Here is a 17427-nt window from a genome sequence, read left to right on the forward strand (position 1 = left end):
CGTGATGTGGCCCGTCGCGGCGCACGCGCAGACGCCCGCGGGCGGCGAGGTCACATGGTCTTCGAAGGCGCCCGTGGAGGCGCCAGCTCCCGAAGAGGCTTCGACGAGCGGTAAGGTCAGGGTCGAAATCACGGGCGATGCGCCCGACATCGCCGTTCACGAATGGGTTTACAACGAGGACGTCACCTCGATCGACAAGCCCGATCCGACCACGGGTCGCTCGTTGATCCACCACGACTTGCAGCCGCGGTATGCCACCCTTTGCGTGGCGCCGTGCACCACGACCTTCACCCCCGGAGAGCACCGGCTCGCGCTCTCCCACGGCACGGCGAAGATGGTCGAGCTGCCCAAGCCCGTCACCATCACGGGGCCGACCCGCCTTCAGATCGCGTACACGTCGAACGCGGGGGTGAGGGCCGCCGGGTACGTGCTGGTGCTCGGGGCGACGGCCGGCGCGGTGGGGATCTTCTATGCGGGCCGCACGGGCAAGCGCACCTGCGATCGAAAGACCGGCAAGTGCACCGAGGAGATTAGCCCGGAATCGCTCGTGGGGGGCATCGCCGTCCTCACCGTCGGGGTGATCGCGGGGGTGGCGCTCGCGTTGGTCTCGGACAAAGCGGATATCAAGGCCATCCCCTTGCCGTCCGCCGGCCCCATTCGCTTCGTACCGCAGGTATTTGCCTCCTACCGGGAGCGCGGGATGGGACGAGGGTCCGACGTGCTCGAAGGCGCCGGCTTGGCCATGCAGTTCGATTTCTGAACGTGAACGCGCGCCGCAGAGCCGCCGAGGGTCCGCGGCGCGCGGGCTCAGGCCTTCAGCACGATGCGCACGAGGGCCGCGAGCGCGTGATCGCCCGTGGGATCCTTGCCCGGGATGCGGGCCAGGATATGGCGCTCGTCGATCTCGATGCTCCCGCCCCCGGCCACCGCCGTCAGGATGGTCTTCTGCGTATCCTTCGACTTCAGGAAGGCGGCCGTCTCCTCCGGGGTGTCGGTCGACACGTACACCACGTCGTCGAAGGCCGGATCGCCGACCTGGATCTCCTTTTTGAACAGCTTGACCAACTTTTTGCCAAGGCCCTCGTGGGTGAAGCTCGCCTGAATCTTGGGCGGGGTGGTGAGGGCGAGCGTGGTGACCACGAAGTCCTTCGTCGTGTCCTTGCCGTCGATTTCCACGGTCTCCGTCGTCTCTTCCACCTCGTACCTGATTCCCAAGCTATCCAGTTCGTCGCTCATGGCTTCCTCCAAATGGCGAATTGCATAACCGGCCCATCCTACAATAGCCAGGAGCTCGCCCGCTACCGAACAATCCCGTACCTTGAGGCTCGACCGGGCCAATATGATCCACGAACTCGAGCATCACGGCGCTTGCGTCGTCCGCACACCGCTCCTGCCATTCGATGTGTTGCAAACAGGCGTGACGGACGAGCTCCTGCGCCAGCTCCTCTCGGATCCCATCGTTCGTGAGGCGTTGTTTCTGGCCTCGCCCTCCCTCGATTCGGCGCTCGACGCGTGGCTCGCCGATCCCCGCGCGGCGCGCGCGCACGACGCGGTGCCCACCGCCCTTCGCTACCTGGCGCGAATGGCGTCACGGCCCACGCCATTTGGCTCATTCTCCGGGTGCGCGGTCGCCCGCATCGAGGGCACCACATCGCTCGGCGTATGCGATCGCCGCGCGTGCCGCCGGCGTTCGCGGCTCGACATGCAGTACCTCGCGCTGGTCACCGAGACGATCCAGCGCGATCCCGAGCGCCGAGAGGCGCTGCGCTATCGGCCGAACTCATCCCTCGTTCGGGCCGCGGCGGCCGAGGACGATCTGCGCTACGTGGAGGCGCACCACGACGCGGCCGCGCGCATCCGGCGGTTTCAGCTCGTGGCCGTGGAGCACAGCGCGGCCCTGGCGGCGGCGCTCGAGGCCGCGTCGAAGACGGCCACCCTCGAGCAAATGTGCGACGCCATTTTGCGCGGCGATCCGCGGGTGCCCCGCGCCGAGGCGCGCGCGTTCGTGGAGGCGCTGATCGACGCCCAGCTGATCGAGTCGGTCCTGCAGCCGACCGTCACGGGCGAGGAGCCCGCCTCGGCCTATGCGCGCGCGCTCGCGGCCCACGAGGGCACACGGGCCATCGGCCGATGCCTCGAGGACGCGCAAGGTGCGCTGGCGGCCCTCGACGAGGGCGGGCTCGGGGCCACCCGCGATGCGTATCGCGCCATCGCATCGGCCCTCGAGGCGATCCCGGCGCCGCTCGATCCGGCGCGGCTCTTCCAGGTCGACCTCTTTCGACCGAGCGCCGGGCTGCGCCTCGGCGAGGGGGTCGTTCGGGAGGTGAAACGGGCCATCGATCTTTTGCATCGGATCGCGCCGCTCCCCGGCCATCGGGCCATGCGCCGCTTTCGCGAGCGCTTCGTGGATCGGTATGGCGATCGCGAGGTGCCGCTCGCCCTCGCGCTCGACGAGGAGCGCGGCCTCGGCTTCGACGCGGAGCCCGGCGCCACGGCCGATGGCTCGCCGCTCCTCGCCGATCTCGCGTTCCCTGCGGCGAAGCCCTTCGGCGAGCCAAGGAGCGCGCACGATGCGCACAAGCTCGCGCGCGTGCTCGCCTTGCTCGCGTCCGGGCACCGCGAGTGGCAGCTCGACGATCGCGACCTCGACGCGCTCACCGCGCCCGATCGCCCGCCCCTTCCGGACGCCGTGGCGGCCATGCTCACGATCGCGGCGCCCTCGAGCGCGGCGATCGATCGCGGCGAGTTCGAGCTGTTCCTTCACCATGTGAGCGGGCCCTCGGGGGCGTCGCTGCTGGCGCGCTTTTGCCACGGGGAGCCGGGCATCGCGGCCCTGGTCGAGCGCCACGTGCGCGCCGAGGAGACATGCCGCCCGGAGGCGGCGTTTGCCGAGATCGTTCACTTGCCGGAGGGGCGGCTCGGAAACATCCTTTGCCGCCCCGTGCTGCGCGCGTACGAAGTGGCGTACCTCGGTGCGTCGGGCGCGCCCGAAGATCGGCAGATCGCGCTCGACGATCTGCGCGTGTGCGTGCGCCGCGGCCATGTGCATCTGCGCTCGGCGCGGCTCGATCGCGAGGTGATTCCGCGCCTCTCCAGCGCGCACAACCACCAAGGCTCGACCCTCGCCGTGTATCGATTTTTGTGCGCGCTCCAATACGAGGGGGTCGCCAGCGGCTTGCGGTGGGATTGGGGATCGTTGCAGAGTGCACCTTTTTTGCCGCGCGTGCGGCGCGGTCGTATCGTCGTGTCGCTCGCGACGTGGAACGTGGACCCGCGCGCCCTCGAACGATGCGCGCGCGATCCGGGCGTTCGGGCGGCCCTCGGCTTGCCCCGGTGGGTGTCGGCCGTGGAGCGGGACCATGTGCTGCCCCTCGATTTGGAGCGCGACGATGCCGCCGCGCAATTGCGGGCGCTCGCGCGCGGACGCGAGACGATCCGGCTGCAGGAGCTCTACCCCGAGCCGGAGCGGCTCTGCGCCACCGGCAACGATGGGCGCTACCGGCACGAGATCGTGCTGCCGTTCACGCGGGTGCCCGGGCCATCGCCCGCGCGAGCGCCCGCGCGAAGGGTCGCGCGGGCCGCGAGGGACACGGCGGCGCGGACCTTTGCCCCGGGATCGCGGTGGCTCTATGTCAAGATCGAGATGGGTCCGGCCACGCAGGACCGCATCCTCCGCACCGTCCTCGCGCCGCTCGTGCACGAGCTGAGGGCCGCGCGCGCGTTCGAGGGCTGGTTCTTCATCCGCTACGCCGATCCCGAGCCGCACCTTCGCCTTCGTTTCCAGGGCGATCCGGAGCGCCTTTTGGGCCGCGTGCTCCCGCGGCTCCACGAGCGCCTCGCGCCGCTGCTCGCGTCCGGGCGCGTCGCGCGCATGCAGCTCGACACGTACGAGCGCGAGGTGGAGCGCTATGGGGGGCCGCGCGGCATGGACATCGCCGAGCGGATCTTCGAGGCGGACAGCGATGCGACCCTCGGCATCGTGGGGTCGACCGCCGGCGAGACCGGCGCCGATCGGCGCTGGCGGGCTGCCCTTTGCGGGATGCACCGGCTGCTCGCCGACGCAAAGGTCGACGGCGAAGCGCGCCGGACGCTCGTGACCGACGCGCGCGATGCCTTCGCCGCCGAGCACCGGCTGGACGCGGCGGCGCGGCGATCCATGGGGGCGCGCTACCGCGCCGAGCGCGCGGCCATCGAGCGCTGGCTCGGCGAGAGCGACGGCCGCGACGAAGGCGACGGCGACGCGTCGCACCGCTCTCACGTCTTTCGCCTTCTTCGCGCGCGCTCCGCCGCGTGCGCGCCGCTCTTCGCCGAGCTGCGCACCCTGCACGACGCGGGGGAGCTCGAGGTGGAGTGGGACGACATCGTCCGCAGTTTCCTCCATATGCATGTCAACCGCGTGATCCGCGATCGCCCACGTACGCACGAGCTTATGTTGTACGAGCTCCTGCTGCGCACCTACGAGTCCTCGGCAGCTCGTGCGCGCAACGTGCGCGACTCGACCCGTCGGTAGCAGCCACCCGTTTCCAAATGCGTTAACGTAGCCGCGCCTCGCCCATGTCCGACGCATTTGCACGCACGTTCCGCGCAATCGATGGCGACTCCGCGTCGCGATCCCACCTTGCGGCCCTCGTTGCCATTCTCGTTCTCGCTGCATGGACGGTGTGGCTCTTTGCGGCGCATCTCTCCATTTATGAGACGAGTGAGGCCGCGCGGCTCGAGGTGGTGCGGGCGGCGCATCCTTTCGATGCGCCCATCGCCGGGCGCGTGGTCAAAGCGACCATCGCGCTCGACCGCGACGTTCGCGAGGGCGATGTGCTGATCGAGCTCGACGCCGAGCCCCAGCGGCTCGCACTTGGCGAAGCAAAAGCAAAAGCGGACAGCATCGCGCCGACGCTCGCCGCCACCCGGGCCGAGCTCACCGCCGAGAAGCAGGCGCTCGCCCACTTCCGCAGCCAAGGAAAGGCGAGCCTCGACGAGGCCGAGAGCCGGGTGGAGGAGGCGCGCATCGCCGAGGTCCTCGCGCGCGACGAGCTCGGACGCGTCGAGCACCTGCAGAAGACGGGCGCCGTCGCCGAAATCGACGCCGTTCGCTCCAAGGCCGACGCCGAGCGCAAGAGGGCGACCGAGGCCGCGCTGCGCGCGCAGCAAAGCAAGATCGAGCGCGAGTGGATGACCGGCCAGTCCGATCGCGGCACCCGCATCGCGGCCTTGCAGCTCGATGCCGTGCGCCTCGAGGCGGAGCTCGGACGGATCCAGGCGCAGATGGCCTCGCTCGAGCACGCGATCGAGCAGCGGCGCATTCGCGCCCCGGCGAGCGGCCGCGTGGGCGAAGTGAGCCAAGTGCGACCCGGCTCGTGGGTGGAGGAGGGCGACCGCATGGGCACCATCGTCGCGCAAGGCGAGCTGCGGGTGGTGGCGGAGTTCAAGCCGGCGTCGGCGTTCGGGCGCATTCGCACGGGGCAGGCGGCGCGCGTGCGCTTCGACGGGTTTCCCTGGACGGAGTTCGGCGAGACGCGCGCCCAGGTCGCCGACGTGGCCGGCGAGGTTCGAGACGGGCGCGCGCGCATCGAATTGAACGTGGTGACGCCGAGCGAGCGGATCCCCATGCAGCACGGGCTCCCTGGCAACGTGGAGATCGAGGTGGAGCGCACCACCCCGGCCGAGCTCCTGCTCCGCGCGGCGGGCGAGCTCCTTCATCGGCCGGGGAGCCCACTCCCCGAGCCTCCGGCCTCCCGCGATCGCCATCTGCGCATCACCCGGCAATGAAACGCCAAAAGGGAATGAAGCGCCGATTCTTGGCGCCGGAGGTCATTCAAACCTCACAAATGGATTGTGGCGCGGCCGCGCTGACATCGCTCTTCACCGGACTTGGAATTCCAATCAGCTACGGCCGATTGCGCGAAGCTTGCCAAACGGACGTGGACGGCACGTCGATCGATGTGCTCGAGGACATCGCCAAGAGCCTGGGGCTGGACGCAGGGCAAACCCTCTGGCCCCTCGATTACATGATGGTGCCCGAGGTGGACGCCTTCCCTGCCCTCCTGGTCACCAAAGATCCCGTGGGCGCCCCCCATTTCGTGGTCGCGTGGCGGCGAATCGGACAGCGCATTCAGCTCATGGACCCTGCGCGCGGGCGGCGCTGGATCAATTTCTCCACGTTGCGAGAATTGGCATTTACGCATCGCATGCCCGTGCGCGCGGACGCCTGGCGTGATTGGATGGAGTCGGAGGAGCCGGCGCTCGCCTTCGCGCGCCGGTTTGCGCGAATCGGCGCGCGCTCCGAGGGGCACCACCTCGTTCGAACGGCCCGCAGCGATCCCACCTGGCGCTCCTTTGCGGCGCTCGATGCGGCGCTGCGCATGACGCAATCCCTGGTCAGCGAGCGCGCCATCGCGCGGGGCGCACCGGCCGCGGCGCTGTGCGCGTCCCTCTTCGAGCAAGCGCGAAACGATGTCCGCAGCTCCGATCCGGAGTCGCTCGATCATGCGGTCGTGCCCTCCACGTATTGGTCGGCGACACCGGCGCGCCCGTCGCCCGACGGCGCCCCGCAGGTGGTGCTCGCAGGGGCGGTGATGGTCCGCGTTCACGGCGTGCGGGCGGAGCGCGCGCCGCGCCCCGAGCTCTCACCCGAGCTCGAGGCGGCCATCCGGGAGCCTCCGGTCGAGCCCGTGCGCCAGCTCGCGGCCATGTTGCGCCAGGATGGCGCGCTCGCGCCGGCGGTGCTCGCGCTCTCGCTGCTGGCGGCATCCACGGGCGGCGCGCTGGAGGCGCTCGTTCTTCGAAGCACGTTGGAGGTCGGGCGCCACTTGGGCGTGCTCGCGCAGCGCCTCTCGGGCATGGGCGTGCTGCTCGCGCTCTTGGTGCTGCTCTTGGTGCTCGATCTCACCTTCGCGGGCGGGGTCCTCCGCATGGGCCGGCGGTTCGAGGCGCGGCTGCGGGTCGCGTTCCTCACCAAAATTCCACGGCTCCATGATCGCTATTTCCAAAGCCGGCCCGCCTCCGATATGGCGCACCGCTGCCACGCCATTCACCCGGTGCGCGAGCTTCCCATGCTCGCGGGGCGCCTCGTGCGCTGCGTGATGGATCTGCTGGTGACGACCGCCGGGCTCCTTTGGATCGATCCGGAGAGCGCGCTGCCCATCGCGCTGGGAGCCGCCCTCTCGCTGGTGGGTCCTTGGCTCGCACAGCGCGCGCTGTCCGAGCGCGATTTGCGCGTGCGCTCGTTCGACGGCGCCCTCTCCCGCCATTACCTGGACGCGCTGCTGGGGCTCCTGCCGCTGCGCGCCCACGGCGCCGAGCGCGCGCTGCGGCGCCAGCACGCCACCACCACCCTGGAGTGGGCGCGCGCAGGGTTCGATCGCCTGCGGGCCTCCGTGCTGGTCGATGCGCTCGCGCAGATCGTGGGGTCCGCGCTCGCGGTGTATCTGGTCTTCGATTACCTCGCGCGCACCCCGGAGCCGGCGGCCATGCTCCTCCTTTTGTATTGGGCGTCGAGCGTCCCCGCGCTCGGGCAGGAGATCGCGAGCACGGCGCGCATCTATCCATCCATGCGCAATCGCCTCCTTCGCCTGGCCGAGCCTCTGGGCGCGCTGGAGGAGGCCGAATCGACGAACGAGCGGGGCGATGCCCCCGAAGCGGGCACGCCCTCGCCGTCCCCGCTGCGATCCCGATCCCGATCGCGGCGCGCCGGCGCGGAGCTTCGTCTTTGCAACGTTTCGGTGCGCGCATCGGGGCACGTGATCCTGGAGGGCGTCGATCTCGCCATTCCGGCGGGCGCCCACGTGGCGGTCGTGGGGCCATCCGGGGCGGGGAAATCGAGCCTGGTGGGGCTCTTGTTGGGGTTTTACCGACCGAGCTCCGGGGAGGTGCTCGTCGACGGCGTTCCGCTTCGCGGCGAGCACCTCGGCCGCGTGCGCGCCGAAACGGCGTGGGTGGATCCCTCGGTGCAACTTTGGAATCGTTCCCTCTTGGCCAATTTGGAGTACGGATCCTCGCCGGACCATGGTGCCATGATGTCCACCTTGGAGGACGCCGATCTCCTCCGCCTGGTCGAGCGGCTGCCGGATGGTTTGCAGACGGAGCTGGGCGAAGGCGGCGCCCTCGTCGCGGGCGGCGAAGGGCAAAGGGTGCGGATCGGGCGGGCCATGCTGCGCAAGAGCCCGCGCCTGGTGATCCTGGACGAGGCGTTTCGAGGCCTCGATCGGGAGCGCCGCCGCGCGCTGCTCGCCCGGGCACGCGCCCGCTGGAAGGACGCCACCCTCCTTTGCGTGATGCACGACGTATCGGAGACGCGCACCTTCGATCGCGTGCTCGTGGTCGAGCGCGGCCAGGTGCACGAGGACGGCGCCCCCGAGGAGCTTCTGGCGCGCCCGAGCTCGCGCTATCGGGCGATGCTCGAGGCCGAAGCCGAGGTGCGCGAGCAGCTGTGGAGCGGGAACGGCTGGCGGCGCTGGAATGTGCGCCGGGGGCGCCTGGAGACCCGCTCCGACGATGTCCGAGGCGAAGCGTGATCCCGCCCATCGACGCATGCCATTGGCCGCTGGCCCGCGCGGGCGAGGCGCTGGAGGCGCTGGCGTTGGCGGCGGGCCTTCCCGGCTCGCCCGGTACGGCCGGTGCGTTTGGTTCGTCCGGCGCAAACGGAAGCGCGGCGGCGAACGATCTGGAGGCGCTCGCGCAATCCATGGGCCTGGAGGCGGAGCGGCTCGTCCTCGCCAACGCCGATCTCGTCGCGACGTTGCGCCACGCGGGCCCCACCTTGCTGCGCGCCGGCCCCGCGGCGGCGCCGTGGATCGTCGCCATCCTCGAGACGGGCCGCGCCCGCGCCCGGGTGATCGCGCCCGATCATGCGATCCGCACCGTCCCGCTCGATGCGCTGCACGACGCGCTCCTTCGCGACACAGAGGAGGTCCACGCCCCGCGCGTCGATGCCATCGTGCGCCGCCTTCCGCTCGCGCCCGCCCGCCAGGGCGCCGTGCGCGCCGCGCTCTTGCGCGAGCAGATCAAGGCGCTCCCGCGCGACCTCGGCTGGTCGCTCCGGCTCTCCCCGTCGGCGCCGTTCCTCGCGCAGCTCCGGCGGGCCGGCATCGCGCGCGCCCTTCGCGCCATGACCGCCGCCCACGCCGGCAGCTTCGCGGTGTCGCTCGTGGCGTGGTGGGTCATCGGACGCGGCGCGCTCACCGGGCACCTCGATCGCGGGAGGCTCTGCGCGTGGGCGCTCTTGGTGGCCATGCTGATCCCCATTCGCGTGCTCACCACCTGGCAGCAGGGCCTGGCGAGCATCGGGGTCGGAATGTTGCTCAAGCAACGGATGCTCCTGGGCGCCCTGAAGCTGGATCCGGACACCATCCGCCATCAAGGCATGGGGCACCTGCTCGGCCGCATCCTGGAGGTCGACGCCGTCGAGGATCTGGGCTTTCACGGCGGTCTAGTAAGCGTGGTGGCCTTGATCGAGCTCGCGATCACCGTCCCCGTGCTGGCCATGGGCCCCTCGGGTCTCGCATCGGTGCTGCTGTTTTTCGCCTGGCTCGCCTTGGCGGGCGTGCTGCTCGGGCGCTTCGCGGTGCGCTGGCTCGCCTGGTCGCGCGCGCGCCACACCATGACGAACGATCTGGTCGAGGGGATGCTCGGCCATCGCACGCGCATCGCCCAAGAGCCGCCGGCCGATTGGCACCAGGGCGAGGATCGCGCGCTGGCCGCCCACCTCGAGCACCTGCGCGGCCTCGACCGGCTCGGCGCATGGATCACCGGATGGCTCCCGCGCGGGTGGCTCGTGGTCGGCATGGCGTCGCTCATGCCGGCGTTGGGATCGACGGCCGGCGTGCTCCCCGAGAAGCTCGCCGTGGGGCTCGGCGGGGTGCTCCTGGCGCGCGCCGCGCTGATGCGCCTCGCCTCGGGACTCACGTCGCTCACCGGCGCGCTCTCCGCGTGGCAGCACGCGCGCCCGCTCTTTCACGCGGCCGCACGACCCGAGCCGGGCGATGGGCGCGAGGCCGAGCGGGGCCCCGCCGCCGCCGATATCGTATTGGACGCGCGCAACCTCGTATTTCGTTATCGGCCGGGCGCGCCGCCCGTCCTGCGCGACGTCACCTTCCGCATCCATGCGCGCGACCGGGTGCTCCTGGAAGGCCCCTCGGGCGAAGGCAAATCCACCTTGGGCTCCCTCCTCGCGGGCCTTCGCGCGCCGGAGTCGGGGCTTCTTCTGCTCGATGGCCTCGACCGCACCACCCGCGGCGCCCGGGGCTGGAGGCGGCATATCGCGGCCGCGCCGCAATTTCACGAGAACCATGTTCTCTCCAACACCTTCGCCTTCAACCTCCTGATGGGACGCGACTGGCCACCGCGCAAAGAAGACCTGGCCTTGGCCGACACCCTTTGCCGCGAGCTCGGCCTCGGTCCGCTCTTGGATCGCATGCCGGGTGGCCTGATGCAGCGGGTCGGCGAGACGGGCTGGCAGCTCTCCCACGGCGAGCGCAGCCGCCTCTACATGGCCCGCGCCCTCTTGCAGCGCGCCGATCTGCTCATTTTGGACGAGAGCTTTGCGTCCCTCGACCCAGAGACCCTCGCGCGGGCGCTCCGCTGCGTTCTGGATCGCGCCCCGGCGCTGGTGGTGATGGCGCACCCCTGACGCACCGGATCGAAAACCACGCCGATTGGAACGAAACCAACGCCCTCCCGCGGGCCGCGCGCGGTCACTACATCCGTCGCATGCAACCCGGAACGAACCCCACGAATCCAAAGCCACTCGACGATTGGAACGGCGCCCGCGGCGCGCGTTGGGCCACGCACCACGAGTGGCTCGATCGAAGCTTCGCCGCCTTTGGCGCGGCGGCCTTGAACGCGGCGTGCTTGCATCCCGGCGAGCACGTGCTGGACGTGGGCTGCGGCGCCGGCGCGACGACCTTGGAGCTCGTCCGGCACGTGCAGCCGCACGGCCGCGTGCTGGGCGTCGATATCTCGGAGGCGCTGCTCCAGCGCGCCCGCGAGCGCGCACGCGCGCAGCCGACCACCCAGGCCACCCTCGATTTCGAGCTCGCCGACGCCAGCCGGCATGCCTTCGCCCCCGGCTCGTTCGACGTTTTGTTCTCCCGCTTCGGCGTCATGTTCTTCGCGGATCCGCCGCGCGCGTTTACCCATTTGCACGCGGCGCTCGCGCGCGGCGGCCGCGCGACCTTCGTCTGCTGGCGAAGCCCGGCGGAGAACCCCTGGTTCCACCTGCCGCTCCGCGCCCTCCAAGGCGTGCTTCCCCCCGGCCCGCCCGCCGATCCGCTCGCGCCGGGGCCCTTTGCCTTCGCCGATCGGCATCGCATCGAGAGCATCCTGCGCCAAAGCGGGTTTTCGGACATTGCCATCACCCCCTTCGACGCGCCGCTCTATGTCGCCGCCGACGCCGACGAATCGTTCGATCAAACCCTGCGCATCGGCCCCTTCGCGACCATGCTCGAAGGCCACCCGGAGGACGTGCGCCAGCGCGGAAGGGCGGCCATCCGCGCAGCGCTGGCCGAGCACGCCGACGCCCACGGGGTCTCCCTCGCCGGCGCCACGTGGATCGTGCGCGCCCGCGCCTGATGGCCCTCAACGATGCGAGGACGTCCCGCGCGCGCGGCTGGGTGACATGCCAAAGCGGCGGACGAACTGGCGCGTAAACTTTCCGGGCGACGTGTAGCCGCAGCGAAGCGCGATCTCGGTCACGCCGAGCCGCCCGTCGCAGAGGAGCACGCGCGCGAGCTCCAGCCGCTCCTCGAGCACGAGGGCACGCAAGGTCGTGCCCTCGGCCGCGAGCCGCCGGCGCAAGGTCGCGGCGGAGACCCCGAGGGAGCGCGCCACGCCCGCGGCAGGCCACGCGACGTCGGGCGCGCCCCGCACCAGGTTGCGAACGGCGTGCGCCACGTTGGTCGCGGCCTGTGCGCGGGCCACCGATGCGCGCGGGGTGGCCTCATCCATCAACAAGGCCAAAAGGAGCCCCTCGATGCGATGGTGGAGGAGCCTCGGGTGCGCGGCCGGATCGAGGAACGTCTCGCACACGTGCGCGAGGGCCTGCAACGCGGCCAGGCTCGCGCGAAGCGTGCGCCCCATGCGATGGGCATCCGTCAGCCACGCGCCGGCATCGCGCACGAGATTCGGGTGGTGCCTGCGAACGAGCGCGTGCGCGTCGCCGGGGATCTCCACGCCGAGGGAGCGGTAGCGGCGCGAGGCACCATCGGGCACATTGGTCACCCCCATGGGGACACCTTGCGGCAACAGATACGCATCGCCGGCGCGCAGGACGTGGCTCGCCTTCCTATCGATGCGCTTATGGCCCTCGAGGACGAAGATGAGCCACGAGGAATGAACCTCGACCCGATCGATGCGCTCGCGCGCGCCGCACGCGTACGCCAGCAAGCGCGCCCCGGGGACGGCGGCCGTGCTTGCGGCACCGCGAAGGGTCGCCATCTCGCCGAGCGCGGCCAGCCGCTCGAGCACCCGGGCGCGCGGATCGTCGCGTTCGAGCGAGGGCGCGGGGTGCGAGGGCGGCATGGGCGCCCATCAACGTAGCGGCGCCGACCCGCTCGCGCAACACGGCAAACTGAGCGGATCGGGCGCGTGATTGCGCCGTTCGGAGCGGCGCTCCCCGCGGCCGCGGGCCTAGCTTCTCGCGCATGAAACGCATTCCTGCGACGCCCCTCGTCCCCTACGCCCTGACGGCTCTCGCGGCCTTCGCGATCTGCGCGACCGCGGCCTGCGCGCCCTCATCGCCCGAGAAATCGCCTACGAAAACGGCCACGGCCGAGACCACCGCCACGGCCGCGACCACCGCCGGCTCGCTCTCCGTGGGCGGCTTCTCCGCCCCGGAGTCCGTACTCTACGACAAGGAGCGCGACCAATACTTCGTCAGCAACCTCGTAGGCGACGCATTCACCGCCGATCACGATGGCTTCATCTCGCGCCTCGCGCCCGATGGACGCATCACCGCGCTTCGTTTCATCGACGGTCGCGCCACACAGGACGGCCTCAGCGCGCCCAAAGGCATGGCCCTCGTTCACCGCACCCTCTACGTGACCGACATCGATCGCATACGCCTGTACGACGCCGACACGGGCGCCGCGCGCGGCATCATCCCCATCGCAGGCTCCACCTGCTTGAACGACCTCGACGCCGCGCCCGATGGCACCGTCTACTTCACCGACACCGGCATTCGCCGCGACGGGACCGGCTTTGCGCCCACCGGCACCGACGCCATTTATGCCATCACCGAAGGGCGCTCCGTGCGCCGAATCGCCCGCGGCGATCTCGGGAGGCCCAATGGCATCATCTGGAACGACGGCAAGCTCGAAGTGGTCACCCTCGGAAGCGGGGAGTGGCTGACCGTAAGCCTCGCGGGCGAAATCCTCCAGCGCACGCCTTTGCCGCACGACATCCTCGACGGCCTGGCGAAGCTCGACAGCGGCGCATTTCTCATATCGAGCTGGGGAGGTTCGCGCATCTACCGCATTCTCCCAGGCGGCCTCGCCGAGCCCATTCTATCCGCAAAATCACCCGCCGACTTTGCATACGACAAAAAACGCGCGCGCCTGGTCGTTCCGCTCATGCTCGAGGACCGCGTCCTCTTTGCGCCGCTCCCACATTGACGACCGCATGCTCCCAGGCGGCCTCGCCGAGCCCATTCCATCCGCAAAATCACCCGCCGACTTTGCATACGACAAAAAGCGCGCGCGCCTGCTCGTTCCGCTCATGCTCGAGAACCGCGTCCTCTTTGCGCCGCCCCCACATTGACGACCGCATGCTCCCAGGCGGCCTCGCCGAGCCCATTCTATCCGCAAAATCACCCGCCGACTTTGCATACGACAAAAAACGCGCGCGCCTGCTCGTTCCGCTCATGCTCGAGCACCGCGTCCTCTTTGCGCCGCCCCCACATTGACGACCGCATTCTCCCAGGCGGCCTCGCAGAGCCCATTCTATCCGCAAAATCACCCGCCGACGTTGCATACGACAAAAAAACGCGCGCGCCTGGTCGTTCCGCTCATGCTCGAGCACCGCGTCCTCTTTGCGCCGCTCCCACATTGACGACCACCGTCCCGCGAAGCTCCCCGCACCGCCTATCACGCCAGGATTGCAATCGCGGATGTCGAAGCGGCATGAAGCGATGTTGCGGGCCGTTGAACGATTCGAAAATTCGAATGCGATGATTTTTCGATGGCCACAATCCACCCTCGTGATACCCATTCCCACGTGCGTATCTCCATCGGTGCGATTCCATCGCGCCCGAGCGGCACGCAATCGATCGGAGACTGAACCGCAGCTCCGAGAAGGATTGCTCGTTTTTCCTTTTCGTTCGCCGAAAGCCTCGGCGCATCCGGACTGAACGCGCTCTGAGGTTTCCCCATCTCTCCTATCGTCGGGAGGACTTCGCATGATGCTCGAGACCTCGTTCATCCGTCGCTCATCGCTTTTGCTCGTAGGGATTGCGCTCCTGGCTTGCACATCCGGGACCGATACCTCGCCCCCCACCTTTCTCGAGGTGGAGGGCGCAACGGGAGCTGCAGCCGGCCCTAGGGCTTTGCAGGTTTCGCAGGTTTTTCAGGCATTTCGGGCGGACCCCGCGGAGCTTACCGTCACGCGCGAGCATCGCGACGAGCAAGGCGATGTTCACACACGCTATGCGCAATTCAAGAACGGGCTGAAGGTGCTGGGCGGTGAGCTCATCGTGCACCGTCGCGCCGGTGCCGGCATCGGTTCCATCTATGCGGCCAATGGCAGCGCACGCGCCGATCTCGAGGCGCCCGCGGCCCCTGCCCTTTCACCGTCCCAAGCCATCGCCTCGGCGCTCGCGGAAAGGCCGGGGCTCGAGGCCGAGCACGATGCGCCGCTGGCGTATCGCCTCTCCGATCGCGGCGACGCGCTCGCCCTCGTCTACCAAGTCACGGTCACCGGCACCGCGGACGATGGGTTGCCCATCCGCGACACGGTGCTCGTGAACGCCGCCGACGGCACCATCGTCGATACCATTGCACGCATTCAGACGGCCAAATACCGTCAAGTGCACAATTGCGCGAACCGCGTTCCTCCCTGCCCCATCGCCCGCGCCGAGGGCCAACCGCCCGCGCCCGACCCCGTGGTGAACGCAAACTACGATGTGCTCGGACACGTGTACGATGCCTACAAAAATCTCTTTGGCCGCGACTCCTTCGACGGCGCCGGCGCCAAACTGGTCAGCACCGTCCGCTATCCGGGCAGCAGCGACTTCCTCGTATTCTGGGGCAGCACGCATATCGTGTACGGCAATGGCGACGGGATTCAATTCTCGAACCCCGCGTATTCGCTCGACCTCACCGGCCACGAGATAACCCACGGGGTGATTGAACGCACGTCGAACTTGACGTATTCGGGGCAACCGGGCGCCTTGAACGAATCGCTGGGCGACATCTTTGGCGCGGTCATCGAGTGGTATGGCCAGGGCAAGGTGGTCAGCGCCGGCACCTGGCAGTTCGCCGAAGACATCTACACGCCGCACCGCGCCGGCGACGCCCTTCGCTATTTGAACGATCCGAAGAAAGACGACTACTCGCTCGACTTTTACCCCGACTACTACAACGGCGTCGACATCCACTACGCCTCGGGGATTTCGAACCTCGCGTTCTACCTGTTGTCGCAAGGCGGAAAACACCCGCGCGGCAAGTCGACCACCGTGGTCACCGGCATCGGCATCGAAAAAGCGGCCCGCGTCTTCTACCGCGCCAACGACGTTTACTTTACGTCCAACACCACATTTGCGCAGGCCAAAAAGGCAATTGCATTCGCCGCCGCGGAGCTCGGCTACACCCCCGCGGAAATTGCGTCCGTGAACGACGCGTGGACGGCGGTCGGCGTTCCTTGATCGTCTTTCTCGTCTTTCGCGTCGTTTGCTTCTCTTCGTAACGGAGACGAGCGGCGCGCCGCACGTTCAGGGGAGCCACCATCCCACGAGCGGCGCGCTCATGCTCACCAGGATGGCAAGCGAGAACAGGATGGTCGCGCGCTCGCGCATCTCGGTGTTCGCCAGAAGATGGTTGCGGCAGCCCACGATGGGCGTCACGGCCACGACGGGCACCGCGCTGCTTCGATAGACGTGCACGAGCACATCCGAATGCATATCGCACAACGTGCAGGGGGTTCCGATTGGAATATCCGGCACGATGCTCGCGCGGACCCTTCGCGCGCCGGCCAGAACGAACATCCCCGCCCCGTCGTACGTTGCCTCGATGCCCGACAGGAGCTTCGTGCGAAGAACGCGCGCACGTCGCACCGCGCCAAGCAAGGCAAAGGCGCCACCGAGCCCCGCGAACCCGCCGACGATCCAGCCGAGCGGCGGAGAAAGGTACGCGGTAAAGCCCCCGATTCGTGTGCTCGGCAAAGGAAACGCATCGCCGTTGCGCGGTACGTGCCAGGCGAGATCCCGAATCAGCGTGCGGCCCACCCGCGCAAACACGAGCGAATGCTCCCGATCGACCCAGTAGCGGGTCGGCTCGCAGTTCGCTTTGTCCACGGGGGAAACGATGGCGCCTCCAGAGCCCTCCATGAAACGCGGGGATGCGGGGAGCTCCAGCTTCGTTTCGACATTTCCCCAATTGACGACGAGAACGCACGGGTTCGAGGACTCTCCCACATCGCCGTGGAGATCGGGAATGGGGCCTCGAACCACCATGGATGCCTTCATCGCAAGGGTGTCGCGCCCCCACTCGCTCGGTTGTTCTCTCGGGTCGTCTCTCTGTTCTTGGCTCTCGTTCAGGAGAAGACGATCTTGGTACGCATCGGGGCTGGGCAATGTCAGCGACTGGAACGTGCTCCGAATCAAGAGCGCCCATGAAGCAAGGAGGACCGCCAGCCATACCATGTGCAGCGCGCGCAAACCCAGCAGCTCGAGCAGCTCGAGCCCGCTCGCCCCAAACCACGCCGCCGCCGCGCGCACGAACAGCCCGAGCAAATAGATGATGCCCGCGAGGAGCAAATACGCGGCCCCCGCACCGAACGGGTAGATGATGGCGTCGATCGGCTCGGATCCCTGAAACCGCCAGGGCCAGAGCGGGCAGTGAATCGGCCATGAAAGGACCGCGCGGGCCGAGAGCAACGGGTACAGAGCCCACGGAATCAACGCCACGAGTGGCGCAAAACGCACCTCGTTTCGGAGCGACGACAGGTAGACCACCGTCAGCAAGATCACGGTGGGTATTCCGATCCAATCCACGAAAATCACGGCCAGGTCGAAGAGCTCATCGCCACCACCGATCGTGAGCTCGAAATAGGGTTCACGGCAGCATGCACGGGAAACGCACCTCCGAAGAAAGGTCGGAGTTAGAGCACATTCCGTTCCAGCCGAGCCTTGCGCGGGGCGCGACCGCACGCGGCCATCGCGTGAGGCACACACCGTTTTCATGCGGCGATGTGCGATCCGGGCGATCACCCGATGCGATCGTC

At 68.9% G+C, this 17427-nt stretch carries 13 protein-coding genes; 10 read left to right on the top strand and 3 right to left on the bottom strand.

Annotated features, from left to right (window positions below):
* Position 1 precedes the first annotated feature (1 nt).
* Entirely contained in the window at positions 2-760 is a 759-nt protein-coding gene (locus LZC94_22865; protein WXB20053.1) for a hypothetical protein, read from the top strand.
* A 47-nt stretch (positions 761-807) separates the two neighbouring features.
* Here the strand turns inward: LZC94_22865 and LZC94_22870 are convergent, their stop codons facing one another.
* Positions 808-1236, bottom strand: a complete 429-nt coding sequence (locus LZC94_22870) for a hypothetical protein (GenBank protein WXB20054.1) — start codon at positions 1234-1236, stop codon at positions 808-810.
* Between the two features lie 103 nt (positions 1237-1339).
* On the opposite strand from LZC94_22870, the gene LZC94_22875 reads away from it, so the two are divergent.
* From LZC94_22875 to LZC94_22895, 5 genes are all read left to right on the top strand, one after another.
* Entirely contained in the window at positions 1340-4510 is a 3171-nt protein-coding gene (locus tag LZC94_22875) for a lantibiotic dehydratase (GenBank protein WXB20055.1), read from the top strand.
* A 44-nt stretch (positions 4511-4554) separates the two neighbouring features.
* Positions 4555-5766 carry an HlyD family efflux transporter periplasmic adaptor subunit gene (locus LZC94_22880; protein WXB20056.1) on the top strand — a complete coding sequence of 404 codons (1212 nt, stop codon included), beginning with the start codon at positions 4555-4557 and terminating at the stop codon, positions 5764-5766.
* Between the two features lie 14 nt (positions 5767-5780).
* On the top strand, positions 5781-8510 hold the full coding sequence (locus LZC94_22885; GenBank protein WXB20057.1) for an ATP-binding cassette domain-containing protein: 2730 nt from the start codon (positions 5781-5783) through the stop codon (positions 8508-8510).
* On the top strand, positions 8507-10624 hold the full coding sequence (locus tag LZC94_22890; protein WXB20058.1) for an ABC transporter ATP-binding protein/permease: 2118 nt from the start codon (positions 8507-8509) through the stop codon (positions 10622-10624). The genes LZC94_22885 and LZC94_22890 overlap by 4 nt, the downstream gene beginning before the upstream one ends.
* 80 nt (positions 10625-10704) lie before the next feature.
* The gene (locus LZC94_22895; GenBank protein ID WXB20059.1) at positions 10705-11565 is read left to right on the top strand and encodes a class I SAM-dependent methyltransferase; all 861 of its coding nucleotides are present in this window, start codon (positions 10705-10707) and stop codon (positions 11563-11565) included.
* Positions 11566-11571: 6 nt separating this feature from the next.
* Here LZC94_22895 and LZC94_22900 read toward each other — a convergent pair whose 3' ends face one another.
* A complete protein-coding gene (locus LZC94_22900) occupies positions 11572-12513 on the bottom strand; it encodes an AraC family transcriptional regulator (GenBank protein ID WXB20060.1) in 942 nt (313 codons plus the stop codon).
* 122 nt (positions 12514-12635) lie between these two features.
* Here LZC94_22900 and LZC94_22905 point away from each other — a divergent pair, with 122 nt between their 5' ends.
* The 4 genes from LZC94_22905 to LZC94_22920 all read left to right on the top strand — a co-directional run bounded on the left by LZC94_22905 (position 12636) and on the right by LZC94_22920 (position 15850).
* The gene (locus LZC94_22905) at positions 12636-13604 is read left to right on the top strand and encodes an SMP-30/gluconolactonase/LRE family protein (GenBank protein WXB20061.1); all 969 of its coding nucleotides are present in this window, start codon (positions 12636-12638) and stop codon (positions 13602-13604) included.
* A gap of 7 nt (positions 13605-13611) precedes the next feature.
* Entirely contained in the window at positions 13612-13749 is a 138-nt protein-coding gene (locus LZC94_22910) for a hypothetical protein (protein WXB20062.1), read from the top strand.
* Between the two features lie 7 nt (positions 13750-13756).
* Positions 13757-13894, top strand: a complete 138-nt coding sequence (locus tag LZC94_22915) for a hypothetical protein (GenBank protein ID WXB20063.1) — start codon at positions 13757-13759, stop codon at positions 13892-13894.
* Positions 13895-14386: 492 nt separating this feature from the next.
* The gene (locus LZC94_22920) at positions 14387-15850 is read left to right on the top strand and encodes a M4 family metallopeptidase (protein WXB20064.1); all 1464 of its coding nucleotides are present in this window, start codon (positions 14387-14389) and stop codon (positions 15848-15850) included.
* Between the two features lie 66 nt (positions 15851-15916).
* Here LZC94_22920 and LZC94_22925 read toward each other — a convergent pair whose 3' ends face one another.
* Positions 15917-17173 carry a hypothetical protein gene (locus LZC94_22925; GenBank protein WXB20065.1) on the bottom strand — a complete coding sequence of 419 codons (1257 nt, stop codon included), beginning with the start codon at positions 17171-17173 and terminating at the stop codon, positions 15917-15919.
* Positions 17174-17427: the final 254 nt, after the last annotated feature.

Source organism: Sorangiineae bacterium MSr11954, from assembly GCA_037157815.1.
Lineage (GTDB): Bacteria > Myxococcota_A > Polyangia > Polyangiales > Polyangiaceae > Pendulispora > Pendulispora albinea.

Bases quoted from the DNA above. Each gene is read 5' to 3' on its own strand.
- LZC94_22870 (WXB20054.1), bottom strand. From the start codon at position 1,236: ATGAGCGACGAACTGGATAGCTTGGGAATCAGGTACGAGGTGGAAGAG.
- LZC94_22875 (WXB20055.1), top strand. From the start codon at position 1,340: ATGATCCACGAACTCGAGCATCACGGCGCTTGCGTCGTCCGCACACCG.
- LZC94_22880 (WXB20056.1), top strand. From the start codon at position 4,555: ATGTCCGACGCATTTGCACGCACGTTCCGCGCAATCGATGGCGACTCC.
- LZC94_22885 (WXB20057.1), top strand. From the start codon at position 5,781: ATGAAGCGCCGATTCTTGGCGCCGGAGGTCATTCAAACCTCACAAATG.
- LZC94_22895 (WXB20059.1), top strand. From the start codon at position 10,705: ATGCAACCCGGAACGAACCCCACGAATCCAAAGCCACTCGACGATTGG.
- LZC94_22900 (WXB20060.1), bottom strand. From the start codon at position 12,513: ATGCCGCCCTCGCACCCCGCGCCCTCGCTCGAACGCGACGATCCGCGC.
- LZC94_22905 (WXB20061.1), top strand. From the start codon at position 12,636: ATGAAACGCATTCCTGCGACGCCCCTCGTCCCCTACGCCCTGACGGCT.
- LZC94_22910 (WXB20062.1), top strand. From the start codon at position 13,612: ATGCTCCCAGGCGGCCTCGCCGAGCCCATTCCATCCGCAAAATCACCC.
- LZC94_22915 (WXB20063.1), top strand. From the start codon at position 13,757: ATGCTCCCAGGCGGCCTCGCCGAGCCCATTCTATCCGCAAAATCACCC.
- LZC94_22920 (WXB20064.1), top strand. From the start codon at position 14,387: ATGATGCTCGAGACCTCGTTCATCCGTCGCTCATCGCTTTTGCTCGTA.